This window comes from Amycolatopsis sp. FBCC-B4732 (genome assembly GCF_023008405.1).
GTDB lineage: Bacteria > Actinomycetota > Actinomycetes > Mycobacteriales > Pseudonocardiaceae > Amycolatopsis > Amycolatopsis pretoriensis_A.
On sequence record NZ_CP095376.1, the window covers coordinates 2937351 to 2957143 of the forward strand.

General features: G+C 71.5%; 23 protein-coding genes and 1 pseudogene. 11 read left to right on the forward strand and 13 right to left on the reverse strand.

The genetic code is table 11. From position 1 onward, the window contains the following. Positions 1 to 6: 6 nt before the first annotated feature. From MUY14_RS12470 to MUY14_RS12480, 3 genes are all read right to left on the reverse strand, one after another. Positions 7 to 1830: a glycosyl transferase gene (locus MUY14_RS12470; RefSeq protein ID WP_247023142.1), complete on the reverse strand. Its 1824-nt coding sequence runs from the start codon at positions 1828 to 1830 to the stop codon at positions 7 to 9. Between the two features lie 95 nt (positions 1831 to 1925). Further along, positions 1926 to 2711 (reverse strand): IclR family transcriptional regulator, encoded by a 786-nt coding sequence (locus MUY14_RS12475; protein WP_247023143.1) that lies wholly within the window; start codon positions 2709 to 2711, stop codon positions 1926 to 1928. Between the two features lie 52 nt (positions 2712 to 2763). Then, on the reverse strand, positions 2764 to 3354 hold the full coding sequence (locus tag MUY14_RS12480) for a TetR/AcrR family transcriptional regulator (protein WP_247023144.1): 591 nt from the start codon (positions 3352 to 3354) through the stop codon (positions 2764 to 2766). Between the two features lie 115 nt (positions 3355 to 3469). Here MUY14_RS12480 and MUY14_RS12485 point away from each other — a divergent pair, with 115 nt between their 5' ends. From MUY14_RS12485 to MUY14_RS12510, 6 genes are all read left to right on the forward strand, one after another. Further along, a complete protein-coding gene (locus MUY14_RS12485; RefSeq protein ID WP_247023145.1) occupies positions 3470 to 4420 on the forward strand; it encodes an oxygenase MpaB family protein in 951 nt (316 codons plus the stop codon). A 9-nt stretch (positions 4421 to 4429) separates the two neighbouring features. Further along, entirely contained in the window at positions 4430 to 5455 is a 1026-nt protein-coding gene (locus MUY14_RS12490; protein WP_247023146.1) for an LLM class F420-dependent oxidoreductase, read from the forward strand. A gap of 313 nt (positions 5456 to 5768) precedes the next feature. Then, positions 5769 to 7769, forward strand: a complete 2001-nt coding sequence (locus tag MUY14_RS12495) for a neutral/alkaline ceramidase (RefSeq protein WP_247023147.1) — start codon at positions 5769 to 5771, stop codon at positions 7767 to 7769. Between the two features lie 11 nt (positions 7770 to 7780). After that, the gene (locus tag MUY14_RS12500; protein ID WP_247023148.1) at positions 7781 to 8725 is read left to right on the forward strand and encodes a sphingomyelin phosphodiesterase; all 945 of its coding nucleotides are present in this window, start codon (positions 7781 to 7783) and stop codon (positions 8723 to 8725) included. Positions 8726 to 8759: 34 nt separating this feature from the next. After that, positions 8760 to 10073 carry an MFS transporter gene (locus tag MUY14_RS12505; protein WP_247023149.1) on the forward strand — a complete coding sequence of 438 codons (1314 nt, stop codon included), beginning with the start codon at positions 8760 to 8762 and terminating at the stop codon, positions 10071 to 10073. Beyond that, entirely contained in the window at positions 10060 to 11475 is a 1416-nt protein-coding gene (locus tag MUY14_RS12510; RefSeq protein WP_247023150.1) for an aminotransferase class V-fold PLP-dependent enzyme, read from the forward strand. Before MUY14_RS12505 ends, MUY14_RS12510 begins: the two co-directional genes overlap by 14 nt. Positions 11476 to 11534: 59 nt before the next feature. Here MUY14_RS12510 and MUY14_RS47275 read toward each other — a convergent pair. The 6 genes and pseudogenes from MUY14_RS47275 to MUY14_RS12535 all read right to left on the reverse strand — a co-directional run. Next, positions 11535 to 11915 (reverse strand): annotated as a pseudogene (locus tag MUY14_RS47275) (TIGR02391 family protein); the annotation flags it as partial. 28 nt (positions 11916 to 11943) lie between these two features. Continuing rightward, the gene (locus tag MUY14_RS12515) at positions 11944 to 12189 is read right to left on the reverse strand and encodes a hypothetical protein (RefSeq protein ID WP_247023151.1); all 246 of its coding nucleotides are present in this window, start codon (positions 12187 to 12189) and stop codon (positions 11944 to 11946) included. A 201-nt stretch (positions 12190 to 12390) separates the two neighbouring features. After that, the gene (locus tag MUY14_RS12520; RefSeq protein ID WP_247023152.1) at positions 12391 to 12663 is read right to left on the reverse strand and encodes a DUF6295 family protein; all 273 of its coding nucleotides are present in this window, start codon (positions 12661 to 12663) and stop codon (positions 12391 to 12393) included. 12 nt (positions 12664 to 12675) lie between these two features. Next, a complete protein-coding gene (locus MUY14_RS12525; protein WP_247023153.1) occupies positions 12676 to 13416 on the reverse strand; it encodes a dienelactone hydrolase family protein in 741 nt (246 codons plus the stop codon). Then, entirely contained in the window at positions 13413 to 15083 is a 1671-nt protein-coding gene (locus MUY14_RS12530; RefSeq protein ID WP_247023154.1) for an MFS transporter, read from the reverse strand. The genes MUY14_RS12525 and MUY14_RS12530 overlap by 4 nt, the downstream gene beginning before the upstream one ends. Then, on the reverse strand, positions 15080 to 15514 hold the full coding sequence (locus tag MUY14_RS12535; protein WP_247023155.1) for a MarR family winged helix-turn-helix transcriptional regulator: 435 nt from the start codon (positions 15512 to 15514) through the stop codon (positions 15080 to 15082). The genes MUY14_RS12530 and MUY14_RS12535 overlap by 4 nt, the downstream gene beginning before the upstream one ends. A 142-nt stretch (positions 15515 to 15656) precedes the next feature. Here MUY14_RS12535 and MUY14_RS12540 point away from each other — a divergent pair, with 142 nt between their 5' ends. Then, positions 15657 to 15953, forward strand: a complete 297-nt coding sequence (locus MUY14_RS12540) for a hypothetical protein (protein WP_247023156.1) — start codon at positions 15657 to 15659, stop codon at positions 15951 to 15953. A 19-nt stretch (positions 15954 to 15972) separates the two neighbouring features. Here MUY14_RS12540 and MUY14_RS12545 read toward each other — a convergent pair whose 3' ends face one another. Genes MUY14_RS12545 through mrf form a run of 4 tightly spaced genes read right to left on the reverse strand, consistent with a single transcriptional unit; the run spans position 15973 to position 18687 of the window. Continuing rightward, positions 15973 to 17040, reverse strand: coding sequence for a GTP-binding protein (locus MUY14_RS12545; protein WP_247023157.1), 1068 nt, complete (start codon positions 17038 to 17040; stop codon positions 15973 to 15975). Then, positions 17037 to 17186, reverse strand: coding sequence for a 50S ribosomal protein L32 (gene rpmF / locus MUY14_RS12550; protein ID WP_247023158.1), 150 nt, complete (start codon positions 17184 to 17186; stop codon positions 17037 to 17039). Before rpmF ends, MUY14_RS12545 begins: the two co-directional genes overlap by 4 nt. Beyond that, positions 17186 to 17440, reverse strand: coding sequence for a type B 50S ribosomal protein L31 (locus MUY14_RS12555; RefSeq protein WP_247023159.1), 255 nt, complete (start codon positions 17438 to 17440; stop codon positions 17186 to 17188). Before MUY14_RS12555 ends, rpmF begins: the two co-directional genes overlap by 1 nt. Then, positions 17437 to 18687 (reverse strand): ribosome hibernation factor-recruiting GTPase MRF, encoded by a 1251-nt coding sequence (gene mrf, locus MUY14_RS12560; RefSeq protein ID WP_247023160.1) that lies wholly within the window; start codon positions 18685 to 18687, stop codon positions 17437 to 17439. Before mrf ends, MUY14_RS12555 begins: the two co-directional genes overlap by 4 nt. Positions 18688 to 18765: 78 nt before the next feature. On the opposite strand from mrf, the gene rpmB reads away from it, so the two are divergent. The 4 genes from rpmB to rpsR are packed head-to-tail and all read left to right on the forward strand — an operon-like array spanning position 18766 to position 19725. Then, positions 18766 to 19002: a 50S ribosomal protein L28 gene (gene rpmB, locus MUY14_RS12565; protein ID WP_247023161.1), complete on the forward strand. Its 237-nt coding sequence runs from the start codon at positions 18766 to 18768 to the stop codon at positions 19000 to 19002. Continuing rightward, on the forward strand, positions 19002 to 19169 hold the full coding sequence (gene rpmG, locus MUY14_RS12570) for a 50S ribosomal protein L33 (protein ID WP_003091682.1): 168 nt from the start codon (positions 19002 to 19004) through the stop codon (positions 19167 to 19169). Before rpmB ends, rpmG begins: the two co-directional genes overlap by 1 nt. After that, the gene (rpsN, locus tag MUY14_RS12575; RefSeq protein ID WP_247023162.1) at positions 19169 to 19474 is read left to right on the forward strand and encodes a 30S ribosomal protein S14; all 306 of its coding nucleotides are present in this window, start codon (positions 19169 to 19171) and stop codon (positions 19472 to 19474) included. The genes rpmG and rpsN overlap by 1 nt, the downstream gene beginning before the upstream one ends. A gap of 5 nt (positions 19475 to 19479) precedes the next feature. Beyond that, entirely contained in the window at positions 19480 to 19725 is a 246-nt protein-coding gene (gene rpsR / locus MUY14_RS12580) for a 30S ribosomal protein S18 (protein ID WP_247023163.1), read from the forward strand. Positions 19726 to 19793: the final 68 nt, after the last annotated feature.

Genomic DNA, 19793 nt, shown 5'->3' on the forward strand with positions numbered 1-19793 from the left:
TCGCCGTCAGGGGGAGGAGAACGGGACCAGCAGCCCCGGGGGTGCGAACAGCGGGTACGTGACGAGCACGCCGTCGGTGGTCTCGGCGACCGAGGACGGGCGGAACAGGTCGCGCTGGCCGGTGTAGAACGCCGCCACGGCGTCCTTGCCCGCCGTCAGGAGGACCCGGCGGCGCGGCTGGCCGGCGGGGTCTTCGCCGGGGACGGCGGGGAACGCCCCCACGCTGACCGGCCGGATCGCGGCGAGCGCGGCCAGCGTGGCGATCAGCCGCGGGTCGACGTGGCCCTCGCGCAGGACCGCGGTGGCGTCCGGGGGCAGGGTGATCCGGGTCGACGCGGCCAGCGCCTCGCCCGCGTGGGTGCGGGCGGACTCCTCCGACGGCGCGGCCGGGTCGGCGGCGGGCAGGCCGAGGCGGGAGACGGTGACCGCGCGGTCGCCGTCACCGAACACCGCCGTCACGTCGGCTTCGGCCAGGGTGATGCCGAGGGCCGGGTAGCGGCCGCGGGGATCGGTCGTGCCGTCCGCGAAGACCGCCCACTCGACCGGCGGGCAGCCGGCCGCGCACGCGGCGGGCGGGACGAGCAGGCCGGTCGGCCAGCCCGCCTTGGCGAGCTCCGCCCAGGCGCCGTCGTCGACCAGCACCCGGGCGCCGGAAGCGTTGGCCCGCAACCACTGCTGGGCTTCGGCGAGTGGCCCGCCGCGGTCGGTCGTCGGCCGCAGCGCCGGGTAGCCGTAGACCCAGCCGGCCGCGACCACGGCGACCAGGACGAGCGACACCAGCGCCGTCCCGGGACCGCGGCCGGGGTTCCAGCGGTGGGCCGGGGCGCGTTGCCACGACGCGGTTTGGACGACCGCGGCCAGCAGCAGCGGGGTCAGCGGCAGCAGCAGCGCGAGCACGCCGGTGTCCGGCACGCCGGGCACGAACAGGGTCGTGACGAGGAGCAGGCCGGACACCGCGAACGGCCGCAACGCGGTCACGGCCAGCGCGGCCACCAGCGCCACGGTCGAGAGCACCGCCCACGCCGGGTCGAGGGCGACCCAGTCGACGATGGCCGGACGGCCGCCGTCGGCGAGGTGCGGCCGGAGGACGGCGGCCGCCGGGCCGAACGCGATGCCCAGCCCGAGGTTGAGCAGCACCGCCACCAGCGCCGCGCGGACGGGCGCGCGCCGCACCAGCAGCCAGCCCGCCGCGGGGAGGAAGACCAGCGCGAGCGGCGAAGTGAGCACGGCCGCGAGCAGGCAGACCGCGGCCAGCGCGTCGTGCCGGATCCGGGCGCCGGGCTTGGTGATGAGCACCAGCGCGCCCAGCGCCCAGACCGCCGCGAGGTGCTCGACGACGACCAGCCGCTGCAGGCCGAGCGCGAGCGGGGACGCCGCGAGCAGCACCACCGCGGCCGCCGCCGCCCACCGCGTCAGGCCGAGCCGGCGCGCCAGGAACCACAGCAGCAGGGCGCCGAGCACCGCGGCGATGAGCACGGCTTCGCGGACCGCCGCGAGCGCCGTCGCCGAGCGCCCGAAGGCGTCGGTGACCATCGTGTAGGCCGAGAGCTGCCACCACCCGAACGGGCTCACCCCGGCGCCGCCCGCGTCGGTGAACGGCGTCAGGTGGCCCAGCGCGTAGGCGTGCGCGATGTTCGCGCCCTCGGCGGCCAGGGCCGGTGCGGGCGCGGCGAGGTACAGCACCCGCAGGCCGCCGGCCAGCGCCAGCAGCGCGAGCACGATGTCGAGCGACAACAACCGGTGCGCGGCGGAGGAACCGGCGGCGGCCGGTCCGGGAAGCGTCGCGGGGGAGCGGCCCGGGTCCGTCGTCCCCCGGCTGTGCTGGGCCATTGGACGGATCGTAGCCGCTTCCGATCACCGGTCCAGCTCGGGACGATTACGTCAGCCGGACGGCCTAGACACGGAGAAAGCGTTGTCCCGCAAGATTATTTCCGACTGTCCCGAGTGGATCCGGAGAGTGTCCGGGTCAACGCGAGTGCGACCGTCCGGACGGCGGGCGCGACCCGTTCGGTCCGCATCCGGTTGGCCCACCCCGAAATCGAAACGGCGGCGACCGCGATCCCGTGCGCGTCCAGCAGCGGGCTGGCCGCGCACACGACGCCGACGCCGGATTCTTCGCGCTCCAGCGCGATGCCGTCCTCGTGGATCCGCGTGAGCTGACGCCGGAGCAGGCCGGGCGCGGTGATCGTCTTGGGGCTCATCCGGGGTAATCCGGCGTCGATCACCTGGTTCACCACGGATTCCGGAGAAAACGCGAGGATCGCCTTGCCGACCCCGGTGGCGTGCGCGGGGAACCGGCCGCCGATGCGCGAGGGCAGGGTCGGCGCGTCCGGGCCGCGCAGGACGTCGAGGTAGACGACTTCGGTGCCTTCGAGGATGGCGAGGTGGACGGTGTTGCGCGTCGCCTCGCGCAGGTCGGCGAGGTACGGGCGGGCCGCCTCGACCAGTCCCCGGCGGGGCGAGGCCAGTTGGCCGATTTCGAACAGCCGCAGCCCGAGCCGCACCGCGCCGTCCTCGCGCTCGAGGAGGCCGGTGCCGGTGAGGTGCCCGACGAGCCGGTGCACCGTCGTCTTCGCCAGCCCGGTCCGGCGGGCCAGTTCGGAGACGCCGAGGGTCTCGTCGCCGGGCCGGAAGGCTTCCAGGAGCGCGGCGAGCCGGGCCGCGACGAGGCCGTCGCCGCTCGCGCCGTCGTTCCGCCCAGCGGTACGCATGGGTTGAGTGTGCCCGATCAGCCGCGCGACTGTCACCAGGTCGGAGGTGAGGTCAGTGGTCGTCGGCGCCGAGCACGAGTTTCACGCAGTGGGCGACGAGCCGCTCGCGCGAGACCTTCAGCGAGCCGTCGAGGTAGGCGATGAAGACGTTGCTCAGCGCGCCGACCAGCCCGACGGCGACCATCTGGCGTTCGGTCTCGTCGCCGTGGGACAGCTGCTCCCCGACGAGCGCGGCGAAGACGGGCAGCAGGTGCAGGCCCCGGCGGGTCAGCGCGGGGTCGGTCAGCGGGGCGAGCAGCAGCACGCGGCCCTGGCGCGGGTCGTCGACGATCAGCTCGACGAACGCGCGCACGGCGTTCTCGGCCCGCAGGACCGGGCTCGGCGCGTCCCGCACCGCGGCCACGAGCGCCAGCCGCGCCTGCTCGCCGACGTGCTCGTACACCGCCGCGACCAGCTCTTCGCGGTCGGCGAAGCTCTCGTAGAAGTAGCGCTCGGTCAGCTTCGCGTGCCGGCACACCGCGCGGACGCTCGTCGCGGCCGATCCCTCGGTGCCCAGCAGCTCGAGACCGGCGGCCACGAGCTGCGCGCGCCGCTGCGCCTTCCGGTCGTCCAGCGTCGTGCCCGCCCAGGTGCGGCCCGGCATGATCACTCCTCGGTTGACTACGTGTGTTGTCAGATCCTAGCCTGACAACAGCCGTAGTCAGTTCGACTCGACGAGGAGTGTGCCGATGACACCGGAACGCTTTGAGGGGGCCCGGGTGGCGAAGCCCCCGGCCCGGGGCGGAGCCCCGGATGTCACGGAGCCACTGGGTCCCGACTCGCTGACGTGGAAGTACTTCGGCGACTGGCGCGGCCTGCTCATCGCCCTGTGGGCCGGGTCGATGCAGAACATGCACCCGGGCCTCGGCGCCGGCGTCGAGCAGCACTCGCGGTTCTTCGAGGAGCGCTGGCAGCGGCTCTTCCGGTCGCTCTACCCGATCGGCGGCGTCGTCTACGACGGCCCGCGCGCCCACGCCACCGCGCTGCAGGTCCGCGGCTACCACGACCGGATCAAGGGCGTCGACGCCCGGGGACGCCGCTACCACGCCCTCGACCCGGACACCTACTACTGGGCGCACTCGACGTTCTTCGTCAGCACCATCCTCATCGCCGACCACTTCATGGGCGGGATCGGCGAGGCCGAGAAGCGGCGGCTGTTCGACGAGCACGTCACGTGGTGGCGGATGTACGACATGACCCTGCGGCCGGTGCCGGAGAGCTGGGAGGACTTCCAGCGCTACTGGAAGCACATGTGCGCCGAGGTCCTGGAGGACAACAAGGCCACGCGGGACGTCCTCGACCTGCGCGGGATCGCGAAACCGCCGTTCCTGCCGTGGCTGCCGGACCCGCTCTGGCGGCCGCTGAGCGCACTGATCGCGCGCAATTTCGTGTGGCTGACCACCGGGCTGTACGACCGCGAGATCCGCGACCTGCTCGGCCTGCGCTGGTCCGAGCGCGACGCGCGCCGGCACCGGCGGGCCGGGAAGCTGATCAACGCCGTGTTCAAGCTCGTCCCGCACGACCGCCGCTACCACCCGCGGGCCCGGGCCGGCTGGCGGCGCGTGCGCGGCGAGGTGGCTCCGGGCGCGCCGGTGGTCGAGACTCCACGGAGGAACCTGCCCCCGCTGTCCGAGCGGGGCAAGCCCGAGCACTACGCGCCGAACGTCTAGGAGGCATTCGTGAAGCTGGGATTCCACGTCGGGTACTGGGGCAGCGGCCCGACCCCGGGCGCGCTGGAGGCCGTGCTCAAGGCCGAGGAGCTCGGCTTCGACTCGGTGTGGACGGCGGAGGCGTACGGCTCGGACGCGTTCACGCCGCTGGCCTGGTACGGCGCCTCGACCAGCCGGATCCGCCTGGGCACGAACATCGTGCAGATGGCCGCGCGCACGCCGACGGCCACGGCGATGAGCGCGATGACGCTCGACCACTTGTCGGGTGGCCGGATGGTGCTCGGGCTCGGCGCGTCCGGCCCGCAGGTCGTCGAAGGCTGGTACGGCCAGCCGTACCCCAAGCCGCTCGCGCGGACCCGGGAGTACGTGGACATCGTCCGGCAGGTGATCGCCCGCGAGGCACCGGTGACCCTGGACGGCGCCCACTTCCAGCTGCCGCTGCGGGGCGGGACGGGCCTCGGCAAGGCGTTGAAGCCGACGGTGCACCCGCTGCGCAAGGAGATCCCGATCCACCTGGCCGCGGAGGGCCCGAAGAACGTCGCGCTGGCGGCGGAGATCGGCGACGGCTGGCTGCCGTTGTTCTTCTCGCCCAAGAGCGACGCCTTCTACCGCGCCGCCCTGGAAGAGGGCTTCGCACGGCCGGGCGCGCGGCACACCCTCGAGACGTTCGAGGTGCCGTGCTCGATCCCGGTGATCGTGCACGACGACGTCGAGGAAGCGGCGTCGTGGATCAAGCCGTCGCTGGCGCTGTACATCGGGGGGATGGGCGCGAAGAGCGTGAACTTCCACCACGACGTCTTCGCGCGGCTGGGCTACGAGGACGTGGCGGACAAGGTGCAGGAGCTGTACCTGGCCGGCCGCAAGGACGAGGCGACGGCCGCGATCCCGACGTCGCTGGTGGAGGACACGTCGCTGATCGGCCCGCCGGCGAAGATCCGCGACGAGCTGCAGGCGTGGGAGGACACGGTGGTGACGCAGCTGCTGCTGCGCGGGGACGCGGCGACCCTGGCGAAGATCGCCGGCGCGCTGGGCTGAACGCCATGGAGGGCACCCGCGTGGCTCTGAAAGCCAGGGCCCCTGCAAGGTCGTGCGCGGTCTGCCCGGCGTCGCGGGTCGTCATGAACGGGTCGTTCGTGTCGCCTGGCGAGGTGAACGACTCGTTCATGACCTTGCGAGCCGTTGTCACCGAAGCAGGAACGCCGCCTTGACTTCGCCGGTGCCCTGCCATGCGGGTGCCCTCCCCTCCACGGCGTTCGGGGTCGGTACTTTCGCCGGGTTGCCCGGTGCACCGGGCTCACGTACGGTCCCCGACTAACGCGAAAGTCGTTCACGTTAGTCGGGAGACCGCATGCGGGTGAGCCGTCGTCACGTCCTGGCCGGAGCTGCCGCGCTCCCGTTCGCCGCCGCGCTCGGCGGGAGAACAGCCGAAGCGGCCACGGCGCTGAAGGTCGGCGTCGGGATCGGGGACGTCACCGGGCCCGCCGCCGAGAACGGCATGATGGGCTACTCCATGCCGCAGCAGCAGACCGCCGGCATCCACCTGCGCACCCGGGCCCGCGCGTTCATCGTCGACGACGGCGCGAACCGGATCGTCTTCGTCACCGCCGAGCTGGGTGCGCTGTTCCAGTCCGTGCACCAGGGCGTCCTGCGGGAGCTCGCGAGGAAGTACGGCGACCGCTACACCGAGCAGAACGTCCTGCTCAACGCCACCCACACCCACTCGGCCTGCGGCGGCGACTCGCACTACGCGGCTTACGACCTGTCGATCCTCGGCTTCCAGCAGCAGACCTACGACGCCGTCGTCGCCGGGATCGTCGACGCCGTCGGCCGGGCCCACGACGACCTCAAGCCCGGCGAGCTGTCCCTCGGCCGCACCGAGCTGACCGACGCCAGCGCCAACCGCTCCCGGGTCGCCTTCGAGCGCAACCCGGACAAGGACCACTTCCCGCTCTCGATCGACCCCGCGGTCACCGTGCTGCGGTTCCGCCAGGGCGGCCGGGACGTCGGCGCGATCACCTGGTTCGCCACCCACGGCACGTCGATGAGCAACGGCAACCACCTGATCAGCAGCGACAACAAGGGCTACGCCGCCTACGCGTGGGAGCACGACCACGCCGGCGTCCGCTACCTCGACGGCCCGCCCGGGTTCGTCGCCGCCTTCGCGCAGACCAACTCCGGCGACATGACGCCGAACCTGAACCTCCGGCCCGGCACGCCCGAGACGGAGTTCGAGAACACCCGCCGGATCGGCGAACTCCAGTTCCAGGCGGCGAAACGCGCGTTCGACGCGGCGGACGAGAAGATCACCGGCGGCGTCGACCACCGGCTGACCTACGTGGACATGTCCGCCGTCGACGTGGCCCCGGAATTGACCCCGGACGGCCGCCCGCACCGCACCTGCACCGCCGCCATCGGCGTTTCGATGCTGGCCGGCAGCACCGAGGACGGCCCCGGCCTGCCGCTGCCCGAAGGCGTCAAGAACCCCTTCGTCGACTGGCTCGGCGGCATCGACGCGCCGATCCCGCGGGCGCTGGCCGACGCGCAGGCGCCGAAGGTCGTCGCCGTGCCGTTCGGCGCGATGAAGCCGTACCCGTGGGCGCCGGAGGTGCTGCCGCTGCAGATCGTCCGGATCGGGCAGCTGCACCTGGTCGCCGGACCCGCCGAGTACACGATCGTCGCCGGGCTGCGGATCCGGAAGACCGTCGCTTCGACGCTCGGCGTGCCGCTCGAGAACGTCCTCATGCAGGGCTACTCGAACGCCTACAGCCAGTACGTGACGACGCCGGAGGAGTACGACTCGCAGCAGTACGAAGGCGCGTCGACGCTCTTCGGCCGCTACACGCTCCCGGCGTACCAGCAGGAGTTCGGGAAGCTCGCCGCCGCGCTGAAGACCGGCGCGCCTGCGCCGCACGGGCCGGTCCCGCGTGACCTGCGCGGCAAGCTCGTCAACTTCCAGCCCGGCGTCGTCTTCGACAGCGCGCCCCTGCTCAAGAGCTTCGGCGACGTCGTGACCGACGCGAAGAGCAGCTACCGGCGGGGCGAGCAGGTCTCGGTCGCGTTCGTGACCGGCCACCCGAAGAACGACCTGCGCCGCGACGGCACGTTCCTGGAGGTCCAGCAGTACGTCGACGGCCGCTGGGTCCGCTACGCCGACGACGGCGACTGGGCCACGAAGTTCCGCTGGACCCGGACCTTCGTAAGCGAGTCCCGCGCCGAAGTCACCTGGGACATCCCCGCGAACACCCCCGTCGGCAAGTACCGGGTGGTCCACTTCGGAGCCTGGAAACACGGGCTCACCGGCGCCATCGCCCAGCTCAGCGGGACCTCCCGCGCCTTCGTCGTCTCCTGAAAGGACCCCGCGTGCGCAGGACCGCCATTCTCGCCGCCGTCGTCATCGCCGCTTTCACCGCCGCACCCGCCCAGGCCGCGGACGCCGCCGTGAGCGTGCTGAGCTTCAACCTCTGGCAGCTCCCGTGGATCGCCAACCCGAACACAGCCGACAAGGAAGCCCGGGCGCAGGCCGCCGAACGGGTCATCCGTGCCGAGGACACCGACGTCGTCGTGCTCGAAGAAGCCTTCAGCGCCCAAGCCGAGGACCTGCGCGGCCGGCTCGTGGACGCCTACCCCTTCCAGACGCCGCTGGTCGGCCAGTCCTGCTCGACGTCGCCGGGCTGGACGTCGGTGAGCGGGAACTGCTCGAACTCGCCGTTCGTCGTCAACGGCGGGGTCACCGTGCTCAGCAAGTACCCGATCACCGAGAAGCACCAGCTCGTCTACCGGAACTCCTACTCCGGCACGGCGGACCACCTGGCGAACAAGGGTGCCGCGCTGGTCCGGATCTTCGCGCACGGCAAGGCGCTCTGGCTCGCGGGCACCCACCTGCAGGCCGACGAAGGACCCGAGACGCTGCCCAAGGCGCACGCCGTCCGGATGGCTCAGCTCGGCGAACTCCGCGACCTGACGGCGGCCCGCGTCCCGGCCGGGGACGCCGTGGCCGTCGCCGGCGACCTCAACATCGAGTACCGGGCCGGGCAGGGCCGCCGCGACGCCGCCGGCCGCACCCAGGCCGAGCAGGGCGAGGCGGCGCTCGGCGGCACGCTGCGGACCACCGGCGCGGGGGAGTACACCTTCGACCCCGCGACCAACCCGGCCGCGGCGAAGTCCGTCCCGGCGACCTACCGCGATTCGCTGGACTACGTCGGCTCGGTGCGACGCGCCGAGGTCGGCCCGGTACGGCTGGTGCATTACGACGGTGGCACGATTCCCTCCGACCACTACCCGGTGCGGGCCGAGATCCACTACTGATCGCAGCATCGGGATCCGCTCTGCGAGGAGGACCATGGCGACGCTGTCCGGCCGGACGAGGTTCCGCTATTCGCTCGGCTCGTTCGTCACGGGGTCCTTCGGCACGGTCCCCGGTCTGGTCCTGGTCAAGTACCTGACCGACACGATGGCCGTGCCCGCGGGCTGGGCCGCCGCGATCGTGTTCGTCCCCAAGGCCTGGGACGTGCTGTTCAACCCGATCGCCGGCCGGCTGTCCGACGCGGACCTGATCAAGACCGGCAGCCGGCGGCGCTTCCTGCTGATCGGCGGCATCGGCGTCGCGATCCTGTTCGCCGCGATGTTCGCCCACCCCGGGTTCGGCAGCCCGCTGCCGGACGCGCTGTACGTGGCGATCGCCTTCGCCGCTTGCGCCACGGCGTACGCGCTGTTCCAGGTGCCGTTCAACGCGCTGCCCGCCGAGCTGACCGAGTCGGCGACCGAACGCACGAAGCTCACCAGCGTCCGGATCGGCGTGCTGGCCGTGACGATCCTGATCTGCGGCGGCGGCGCCCCCGCGATCAGCGCCGGCATCGGCGGGGTCACCGGCTACCGCGTGATGGCCGTGGTGATCGGGCTGATCGTGCTGGCCGCGACGCTGCTGGTGTACTTCGGGCTCAAGGACGCGCCGGTCGGCTCGCTGCGGCCCAACACGGTGAACCTGAGGGAGCTCGTGCGGACGCTGGCCGGCTGGCGGCCGTTCCGCTGGCTGCTCGGCACCTACTTCATCCAGGCGCTGGGCATCGGTACGGTGCTCGCCGCGATCCCGTTCTTCGCCCAGCGCATCCTCGGCAGCGAGGGCTACGGCACGATCCTGTTCGTCATCTTCGTCGGCCCGGCGCTGGTCACCATGCCGCTGTGGCCGCGCCTGGGCGACCGGGTCGGCAAGCTCAACGGCTTCCGCCTGGCCACCGCGGCGTTCGCGATCGGCCTGCTGGGCCTGGTGTTCGCGCAGTCGATCCCGCTGGTCGTGTCGTTCGTGTTCGTGGCGCTCTGCGGGGTCGGGTACGCCGGGATTTCGGTGTTCCCGCTGGCGATCCTGCCCGACCTGATCACCGCCGAGGAGGAGCGCACCGGCGAGACCCGCGCGGGGATCGCGGCCGGCGTGTGGACCGCGGGGGAGACGCTCGGGCTGGCCTTCGGCGGCGGGCTGTGGGCGCTCATCCTGGCGTTCGGCGGGTACGTGTCGAGCACGGACGCGACGACGGCCCAGCCGCACAGCGCGATCGTGGCGATCCTCGTCGGCGCGTCGATCATCCCGGGCGTGCTGATCGCGCTGGCTCTGCCGCTGCTGCGGCGCAAGGTCCTGGAGCCGCGCCATGAACTCGCCTGAGGACGTCCTGGCGGCGCTGCGGGAGCTGCGCGCGGGCGACCTGCCGACGCACGGCGGCCGGACGCTCGCCTACGTCTACGACAGCGGGCTGTCCGAAGTGGACTCCCTCGGTGCGGCCGCGCACGCGCTGGCGTCGTCGGCCAACGGTCTCGACCCGACGGCGTTCCCGAGCCTGCTGCGGATGGAGAACGACCTCGTCGCGGAGGCCGCCGCGTTGCTCGGCGCCGTTCCGGGCGTGGTCGGTTCGGTGACTTCCGGCGGCACGGAGTCGTGCTTGCTGGCGGTTTTGGCGGCCCGCGACGCCCACCCTGAGATCGCTTCGCCGTCTCTGGTGATCCCGACGACCGCGCACGCGGCGTTCCACAAGGCGGCGCACCTGTTCGGGCTGCGCCGGATCGACGTCCCGGTCGACCCGGTGACGTTCCGCGCGGACCCGGCCGCGATGGCGGCGGCGATCGACGACTCGACGGTGCTGGTGGTGGCGAGCGCGCCTTCGTACGCGCACGGCGTCCTGGACCCGATCGCTCCGATCGCCGCGGCGGCTCTGGAACGCGGCGTCCGGATGCACGTCGACGCGTGCATCGGCGGCTGGGTGCTGCCGTACTTCGCCCGCCTCGGCGCGGACGTCCCGCCGTTCGACTTCTGCGTCCCCGGCGTCACGAGCATCTCGGTGGACCTGCACAAGTACGCGTACTGCCCGAAGGGCACGTCCGTGCTGCTGCACGCTTCGGCGGAACTGCGGCGCTCGCACTACTTCGCGAGCGCGTCCTGGCCCGGCTACACGATGCTGAACACGACGATCCAGAGCACGCGTTCGGGCGGCCCGCTGGCAGCGGCGTGGGCGGTGGTCCGCCACCTCGGTCCGGAGGGCTACCTTTCGCTGGCGGCTTCGACGCGTACCGCCGTTTCGCGCATCCGCGAGGGGATCACCGACATCGACGGCCTGCGGATCCTGGGCGACCCGGTGTCGACGCTGATCGCGTTCACCGGCGACGACGGCTTCGACCTGTTCACGGTGGCGGACGAGATGAAGGCCCGCGGCTGGTACGTCCAGCCGCAGTTCGCTCATCTGTCGTCCCCGGCGAACCTGCACCTCACGGTGACGGCGGCGAACCACGGCAGCGAGAAGGAGTTCCTGACCGACCTCGCGGCTTCGGTGGCCGCGGCCCGCGCGGCCGGCCCGGTGCTCGTCGACGCCGCCGTGGCGGAGTTCGTGGCCGCGCTCGACCCGGCAACGCTGACGTCGGAACAGTTCGCGGGCCTCCTGGCGGCGGCGGGCCTCGGCGGCGAGTCGGGCCTGCCGGACCGGATGGCCCCGATCAACGCACTCCTCGCAACGGCACCGGCGCCACTGCGGGAGCGATTGCTGCTGGAATTCCTGGGCGCGCTGTACACACCGTGAGTCACAGATCGAACTTCGATCTCGTCGAGCGAGCACTTCTCGGGAAACCGACAGTACAGGCTCATCGCGGCGAGGCGTTCGAGTGCGTCTTGCTCACGGAGTTCCGCGGGATCGTGAGTTGCCTGGTTCCGAATGCACTGGAAGATGCCGGCACCGAACCCTCGGAGGCCGGCTTGCATGCTCTTGAACTCCTCGTCTTCAGAGTCACCAGGCCACCGCAGGCGTGGCTTCTTGAGCTCCGGTTGCTTTTCGGAGAAGAGTTCCGTTGCGAGCTTGTAGTCGGACAGGTCGCGTCGGCCGACTCTGGCTTGTAGATGCGCGTTGATGCTCGTGGCTGCCGCCTGAACGGCTTCACGGTAGTGGCGGGTGCCCCAAAGGCCGGCTGCCGCATGCCAAACCCACGGGTGAAGCTCACCTGCTGCCAGTTGAGGTCCGGGCACGCCGAGATTGGCTTCAATCTCTTCGGCTTCATCCAGCAAGGCGATAGTCTGAATTGTCAAGGTGAAAGCTTTGTCGTGGGCACTCTGGACGAAATCGTACTCTTGATAGTCCGGGGTTGACGTGCTTCATGATTGCCTTCGCTGCCGGCTCCAGCTTGATGACGGCTTCGTAGGCGTCTTGGTCAAAGCCATGGCCGCTTCGGATAGCGGCTTGATAATTCCTCACGGCTCCCAGGTAGATCTCCAGGCGCTCACGGGCCCAAATCTTGTTCACTGGATGAGCGTAGCAAGCTGCTCTGTCGTATGAGTGAGTGTGAGCGGCATGTCGACGAGAATCGTCAGCTCGGCCGAGGGGAGTGCGTGCCCGCGATATCCCCTCGGCCGAGCCGAATCCCGGAAGATCAGGAGTACCCAACAGAAATCAACGGCATAGCGGCGTTCTACGGCCAGCAACGCAAGCGCAACAGGTCAAATCTCACTGGTTCCGCGAAGCCAGCCCCGCGGGCGCCGATTTCACCGCCGCGTGGATCGCGTCCGCCAGGGCCAGCGCGTCTTCCTCGGTGAGCTCCAGGGCGACCCGGGCCGAAGCGCCCAGCTCGGGGTTGCGGAAGTCGATGTTCACCGTGTGCGCGTACGGCGCGTGGACCGGGTGGTCCACGTACACGGTTCCCTCGCTCAGCCGGAACCAGCCGCGGGCGCCCTTGCCGCTGCCTTCGAGGGCGAACTTCTCGGTCAGGTAAGTGCACATGCGCGGGTCCTCTCAGGCGGTCAGCGTGCGGGAGTAGAAGTCGAGGATGCGTTCCCAGCCGTCCTTCGCGGCTTCCGGGCGGTAGCTCGGGCGGTCGACCGCGAAGAACGCGTGGCCCGCGCCCGCGTACGTGTGGAACTCGTGTTCCTTGCCCAGCTTCTCCAGCTCCGCCGCCAGCACGGCGACCTCGTCCGGGCTCGGGAACTGGTCGTCCGCGCCGAAGATGCCCAGCAGCGGGCACGACAGCTGCGAGGACAGGCCGAGCAGCGGCTTCATCTGCTTCATGGCCTCCGGCGGGTCGTTGACGACGAACGCGCCGTAGCAGTCGACCGCCGCGTCGACGTCCAGCGAACACCCGACGAGGAACGCCTGGCGGCCGCCGGAGCAGTGGCCGATGACGCCGACGCGGCCGTTCGAGTTCTCCAGGGCGCGGAGGTAGTCCGCCGCGCCGGAGACGTCGCCGACCAGGCGGTCGTCCGGGACGCCGCCGGAAGCGCGGACGGCCGCCGCCGCGTCGTCCGGGTCCGCGCACGGGGCTTCGCGCGTGTACAGGTTGGGGCAGAGCGCGTTGTAGCCCTCGACGGCGAAGCGGCGGACCATCTCCTTCGTCGCCGCGTCGTAGCCGGGCATGTGGTGGATCACCACGACCCCGCCGCGCGGGGTGTCGTCGGTCGGTTTGGCCAGGTACGCCTCGAGCTCGTCCCCGCCGTGGCCGGTGATGGTGACGGTCCCGGCGACGATCTCGTCGGTCATCGGTTCTCCTTCGATCCCTCGGGGGTGTGGAAGTAGCGCTTGCCGCGCGAAGCGGAGGCCACGGCGGCGACGACGGCCATCACCGCGGCCGCGGTGAACACGACCACCAGGCCGTGGTGGAACGGGCCGGACACCAGCTGCGGGAAGAACTCCCCGCCGGTGAGGGCCGACCGGTCGGCCGGGGAAAGCCCGGCCAGGACGTCCGGGCCGAGCAGGTGCCCGACCGGGTTGCTGCCGAGGAACGCCGCGAACAGCGTGCTCACCGGCGGCAGCCGGGCGACGCTTTCGGCGACGTTCGCCGGGACGCCGTGGGCCTGCAACCCGCTGGTCAGCGTCTGCGGCAGCGACGACGCGAGCCCGGCGATCATCAGCGAGAAGAACACGCCGATGGACAGCGACGTTCCCGAGTTCTGGAACGTCGCCCGCATGCCGGAGGCGACGCCGCGCTGCTCGGTCGGGACGCTGCTCATGATCGCCGACGTGTTCGGCGCGGAGAACATGCCCTGGCCGATCCCGCTGAGCACGAGCAGCGCGGCGAACAGGGGGTAGGGGAAGTCCACCGGCAACGCCAGGAGCCCGAGGAACGCGGCCGCGACCAGCAGCAGCCCGCCGGTCGAGAACAGCCGGGCCCCGAACCGGTCGGACAGGTAGCCCGACACCGGGCCCGCGATCAGGAACCCGACGGTCAGCGGCAGCATGGAGATGCCCGCCCACAACGGCGTGCGCTCGTAGTCGAAGCCGTGCAGGGGCAGCCAGATCCCCTGCAGCCAGATGATGAGCATGAACTGCATGCCACCACGCGCGACCGAAGTCAGCAACGCGGCGATGTTGCCCGCGGCGAACGCGCGGATCTTGAACAGCCCGAGGTGGAACATCGGCGCCGCCACGCGCGTCTCGATGACGCCGAACAGCAGGAGCAGCAGCACCCCGGCGCCGATTCCGCCGAGCACCCACGGGCTGCCCCAGCCGGTCGCCGCGCCGCCGTAGGGCTGGATGCCGTACGTGATCGCGGCCAGCAGCAACGCGGTCCCGGCGGCGAAGGTGACGTTGCCGCCCCAGTCGACCTTGGCGCGCTGGGGCGTGCCGGCCTCGCGGAGGCTGCGGATCGACCAGATCGTGCCGAGCAGCCCGAACGGGACGCTGACCCAGAACACCGCGCGCCAGTCGATTTCGGCGAGCAGCCCGCCGACGACCAGCCCGAGGAACTGCCCGGCCAGCGCGGTGATCTGGTTGACGCCCAACGCCATCCCGCGCTGCTCGGCCGGGAAGGCGTCGGTGAGGATCGCCGCCGAGTTCGCCGTCAGCATCGACCCGCCGACGGCCTGCACGACCCGCCAGCCGATCAGCCACAGCGCACCGCCGCCGGCGTGGAACGGGTCGAACGACAGCGCCACCGACGCGGCGCTGAACACGACGAAGCCGAGGTTGTACATCTTGACCCGGCCGAACATGTCGCCGAGCCGCCCGAGCGTCACCACCAGCACGGCCTGCACGAGCAGGTAGCCGAGGATCATCCAGAGCAGGTAACCGATGTTGCCCGGCGCGAGCGGGTCGAGGCCGATGCCGCGGAAGATGGCCGGCAAGGAGATGATGACGATCGAGCCGTCGAGCGCCGACATCAGCACGCCGAGCGTGGTGTTCGACAGCGCGACCCACTTGTAGCTCACAGGTGGTCCGCCAGCCGCTCGATGAGGGGGATGGCCGCGATCAGCTCGCGCCGTTCGGCGTCGGTGAACTGCTCGGCCAGCGCGGCCGCCATCTTCCCGGTCGTCGCCGAGCGGCGGTCGGTGAGCAGCTTGACCCCGGCTTCGGTCACCGACATCAGCACCTTGCGGCCGTCGGAGTCGTCCTTGCGCCGTCCGACGAGCCCGCGCTCGACCAGCCCGGCGAGGGTGACGCCCATGGCCTGCGGCTTGACGCGCTCGAGGTCGGCGAGGCAGCCCGGGGTGGCCGGTCCTTCGCGGTCGAGGCGGGACAGCACCGAGCGCTCGGGGAGCGTCAATTCGCCGACGACGTAACCCTGCCGCAGCCGCCGGACCAGCCGCCCGAGGGCGACGCGCAGGTCGGTGCTCGCCTGGAGGAGGTCCTCGTCCGTCACGATCGTCAACCTAAACTGATAAACCTGAGTTGATCAACTCGGACGGAGCGGCCGCTATCGGGTGAGCCGGGAGCTTTCGCCCGGCCTGCCGCGAACGCCCGGGTTAGCGTCCGAAGTGGACACCACCCGGGAGGGGAAGCCGATGTCGATCCCGCACGTCGCACACGCCGGCCACGACCACGTGCACCGCGAGGGCTGCGGCCACCCGGCGCTGCCGCACGGCGACCACGTGGACTACGCCCACGACGGCCACCTGCACCGCGCGCACGACGGCCACTTCGACGAGTGCGAGATCCACGGCCACGTCCCGCACACCGGCCACGAGCACGCCCACGGCGAAGGCTGCGGCCACGTGGCGGTGCCCCACGGCGACCACGTGGACTACCTCCACGACGGGCACCGCCACGCGCCCCACGAAGACCACTACGACGACCACTGAGCCCGGGCCGGCAGACTGCTTACGCTTGGTGCTCGTGGACGTGGACCGGGTCCCACCCCGGGAACGGGTCGGGGCCGGTCGCCTCGCCGAGGCAGTCGCGCAGGGCCGCCAGGAGCGCGTCGCCGGCCAGGCCGACGCCGATGAACACCAGCTCCTGCCGCGGTGCCGCCGCCACGCCCTGCGGCTCGAACCGCGCCACCGCGCCCGCCTGCGACCACAGCCCGGTCACCCCCGGCCGGGACGCCAGCGTGAAGAACCCCTTGGACCGCAGCACGGTCCCGAACTCGCCCGAGTCGAACCGGCGCGTCACGAAGTCCCACAGCGCCGCCGGGTCGAACGCCTCCGAAGCGCGGAAGACCACGCTGGAAATGCCGTACTCCTCGGTCTCCGGCACGTGGTCGCCGTTCAGCTCGGCCACCCAGCCCGGCGCCTCCCGGGCCCGCTCGGCGTCGTACCGCCCGGTCCCGAACACCCGCTCCGGCGGCACCCGCCCGAACTGGCCGGTGACGACGTCCGCGGCGGGGTTGAGCCGCCGCAACGTCGCCACCAGCCGGTCCAGCTCGGTGGCCGGAACCAGGTCGGTCTTGTTCAGCAGCAGGACGTCGGCGAACTCCACCTGGTCGACCAGCAGGTCGCTGACCGTCCGCTCGTCCCCGGAGTACTGGTCCAGCCGGCGCTCCACGAGCGAGTCGCCGGCCGCCAGTTCGCGGGCGAAGTTCGCCGCGTCCACCACCGTCACCATCGTGTCGAGGTGGGCGACGTCCTCCAGGAACGTGAACGTCGCCGCCACCGGCATCGGCTCGGAGATCCCGCTCGACTCGATGAGCACGTGGTCGAAGCGGCCGTCCGCGCACAGCGCCGACACCTCCTCGAGGAGGTCCTCCCGCAGGGTGCAGCAGATGCACCCGTTGGTCAGCTCCACGAGACGCTCCTGCGAGCGCACGAGGCTCGCATCGATGTTGACCTCGCTCATGTCGTTGACGATCACCGCGACCCGCGGCCCCGCCCGGCCGGCGAGGATGCGGTTGAGCAGCGTCGTCTTGCCGGCCCCGAGGAAGCCGGAGAGCACCGTGACCGGAACGCTCACGAGTGGAAGTGCCGCATCAGCCGGCGGGGGACCAGCCGGACCTCGCCGCCGACCTTGATCGGCACCAGGTCCGGCACGGCGGCCTTCCACTGCGCGCGCCGCGATCGCGTGGTGCTGCGGGACTTCTTGCGCTTCGGGACGGCCATCAGCGCGTACCCCGCTTCCCGTAACGGCGGTGGAACTTCTCGACCTGCCCGGCGCTGTCCATGATCCGCTGGGTGCCGGTCCAGAACGGGTGCGACCACGAGCTGATGTCGACCACGACGAGCGGGTAGGTCGCGCCGTCGGTCCACTCGATGGTCTTGTCGGAGGTGATGGTGGAGCGGGTCAGGAACGCGTCGCCGGTGGACGAGTCCTTGAACACCACGGGGTGGTAATCGGGGTGGATACCGGTCTTCATCGGTCTTCCTTTCGGTTCGCCGCGGTCGCGTCGTGGCGCGCCGGGTCGGGTTCGGTGTCCTCGCAAGGCTCTTCGTGCCAGTCGCCGAACGGGTCCGGGTAGTGCTGCCACTCCCCGGGTCCGGCGGCCAGTTCGTCGTCGGTCAGTAGAGCGCCGCGCAGGGCCGCGTCGATCTCGTCGGGCGTTGTCTGGTCCGTCACCACGACGAGCTCCTGCGCCCGGTCGCCGTGCACCGGGTGCCAGCGCAACGACGCCAGGGTGCGGCGCTCGGGGGAGACGTCCGTCCACCCGGGACCGTTCGGCGCCGCGAGCCACGGCCCGGCGTGGCCGATGCCCAGCCCGCCGCCCGCCGACTCGATCCAGAACGCGACGTCGGGCCGGCTGGCCACCCACGCGCGGCCGCGGGTGCGGACGACGCCGTCCAGGAGGACGTCGAGGGCGTCGTGCAGGCGTTCGGGGTGGAACGGCCGCTGCGCGGTGAAGGTGACCAGGCCGATGCCGCAGTCGGCGTGCAACGGCGGCTGGCCGCGCAGCAGCGCCCCGTGCATGTCGGTGACTTCGCCGCGGCGCGCGTCCGAAGGCACGGCGTCGAGGACGCTGTGCCCGTCGATGCGCGAGAGCTCGACGCGCGGGACCGACGGCGCGACCCGGTCGAGCACCGCGGATGCCTTCGCCGCGCTCCACGCGTCGGTGGCCGCGCCGGCCAGCACGAGGACGTCGGCGAACTCGACCTGCGAGAGCGCCACCTGGGCGACCGTGCGCTCGTCTTCCGGGCTGGCCTGCAGGTTCCGCTCGGCCAGGACGTCGTCGCCCGTCGCGTCGGCCAGGAAGGTCGCGCAGTCGACGACCGTGAGCACCGCGCGCAGCTCGACGTCGTCGCTGACCGGGTGGTCGCCGACCAGGACGCTGCGGATCGCCCAGCTGACCGGCTCCGGCTCCATGGCTTCGTCGAGCCGGACGACGATCCGGCGGACCTGCGGCAGCCGCGAGAGGTGGCGCAGCAGCGGGAGCAGGTCCTCGCGCAGCGTGCAGGACACGCAGCCGTGGGCCAGTTCGAGGACGGTCAGCTGGTCGCGCTGCTCCAGCCGCAGCCGGCGGCGGACGACGCCGGAGTGGATCTCACGCAGGTCGTGGTGGACGACGGCCGTGCCGGGCCCGGCCACGCGCAGCAGCTCGGCGAGCTCGGCGTTCGGGCCCGGGGCGAGGCCGCTCACGAGGACGAGCGGGACGCGGGGGTGTGGGGTCACTGGTGCTCCAGGAATACGGGCGGGGTACGGTGCGTAGAGTAGATGAAAACGACAACCACTATCAACTCGGGAGGGTCCGTGTCCGCCGTGTGCCAGGTCACCGGCCGCAAGCCGGGCTACGGCAAGCAGGTTTCGCACTCGCACCGCCGCACTTCGCGGCGCTGGGAGCCGAACCTGCAGAACCGTCGCTACTTCGTGCCCAGTCAAGGCCGCTGGGTGCGGCTGCGCGTCTCCGCCAAGGGCATGAAGACGATCGACAAGCGCGGCATCGAGGCCGTCGTCGCCGAACTGAAGGCAAAGGGAGTGAAGCTGTAATGGCGAAGAGCACCGACGTCCGCCCGATCATCAAGCTGCGGTCCACGGCGGGCACCGGCTACACGTACGTGACCAAGAAGAACCGCCGGAACGACCCCGACCGGATGGTCCTGCGCAAGTACGACCCCGTCGCGCGCAAGCACGTCGAGTTCAAGGAAGAGCGCTGATGGCCAAGAAGTCGAAGATCGCGAAGAACGAGCAGCGGAAGGTGATCGCGGCGCGCTACGTCGAACGCCGCCGCGCGCTCAAGGCCGTCATCGCCTCGCCGTCGGCGTCCCCGGAAGCGAAGGGCGAAGCCGTCGTCGCGCTGCAGAAGCTGCCGCGCGACGCGAGCCCGACGCGCATCCGCAACCGCGACGCCGCCGACGGACGCCCGCGCGGGTACCTGCGGAAGTTCGGGCTGTCGCGGGTGAAGGTGCGCCAGGCCGCGCACAACGGCGAGCTGCCCGGCGTCACGAAGTCGAGCTGGTGAGCCGGATGCCGAAGCCGGAGCGGGGCCGCCCCGCCAAGCGCAAGGTGAACCTGTTGCGCGCCAACCGGGTCACGCACGTCGACTGGAAGGACGTCGACCTGCTGCGGAAGTTCATCTCCGACCGCGGCAAGATCCGCGCCCGCCGGGTGACGGGATTGACGCCGCAGCAACAGAAACAGGTCGCCACGGCGATCAAGAACGCGCGTGAGATGGCCCTGCTGCCGTACCCGGCATCGGGCCGCGCGAGCTGAAATTCGGGTGCGCCCGCCGGGCGGGCGCGCGATCATGGGCGCACGAAAGGGGGCGTCGCACGAGGATG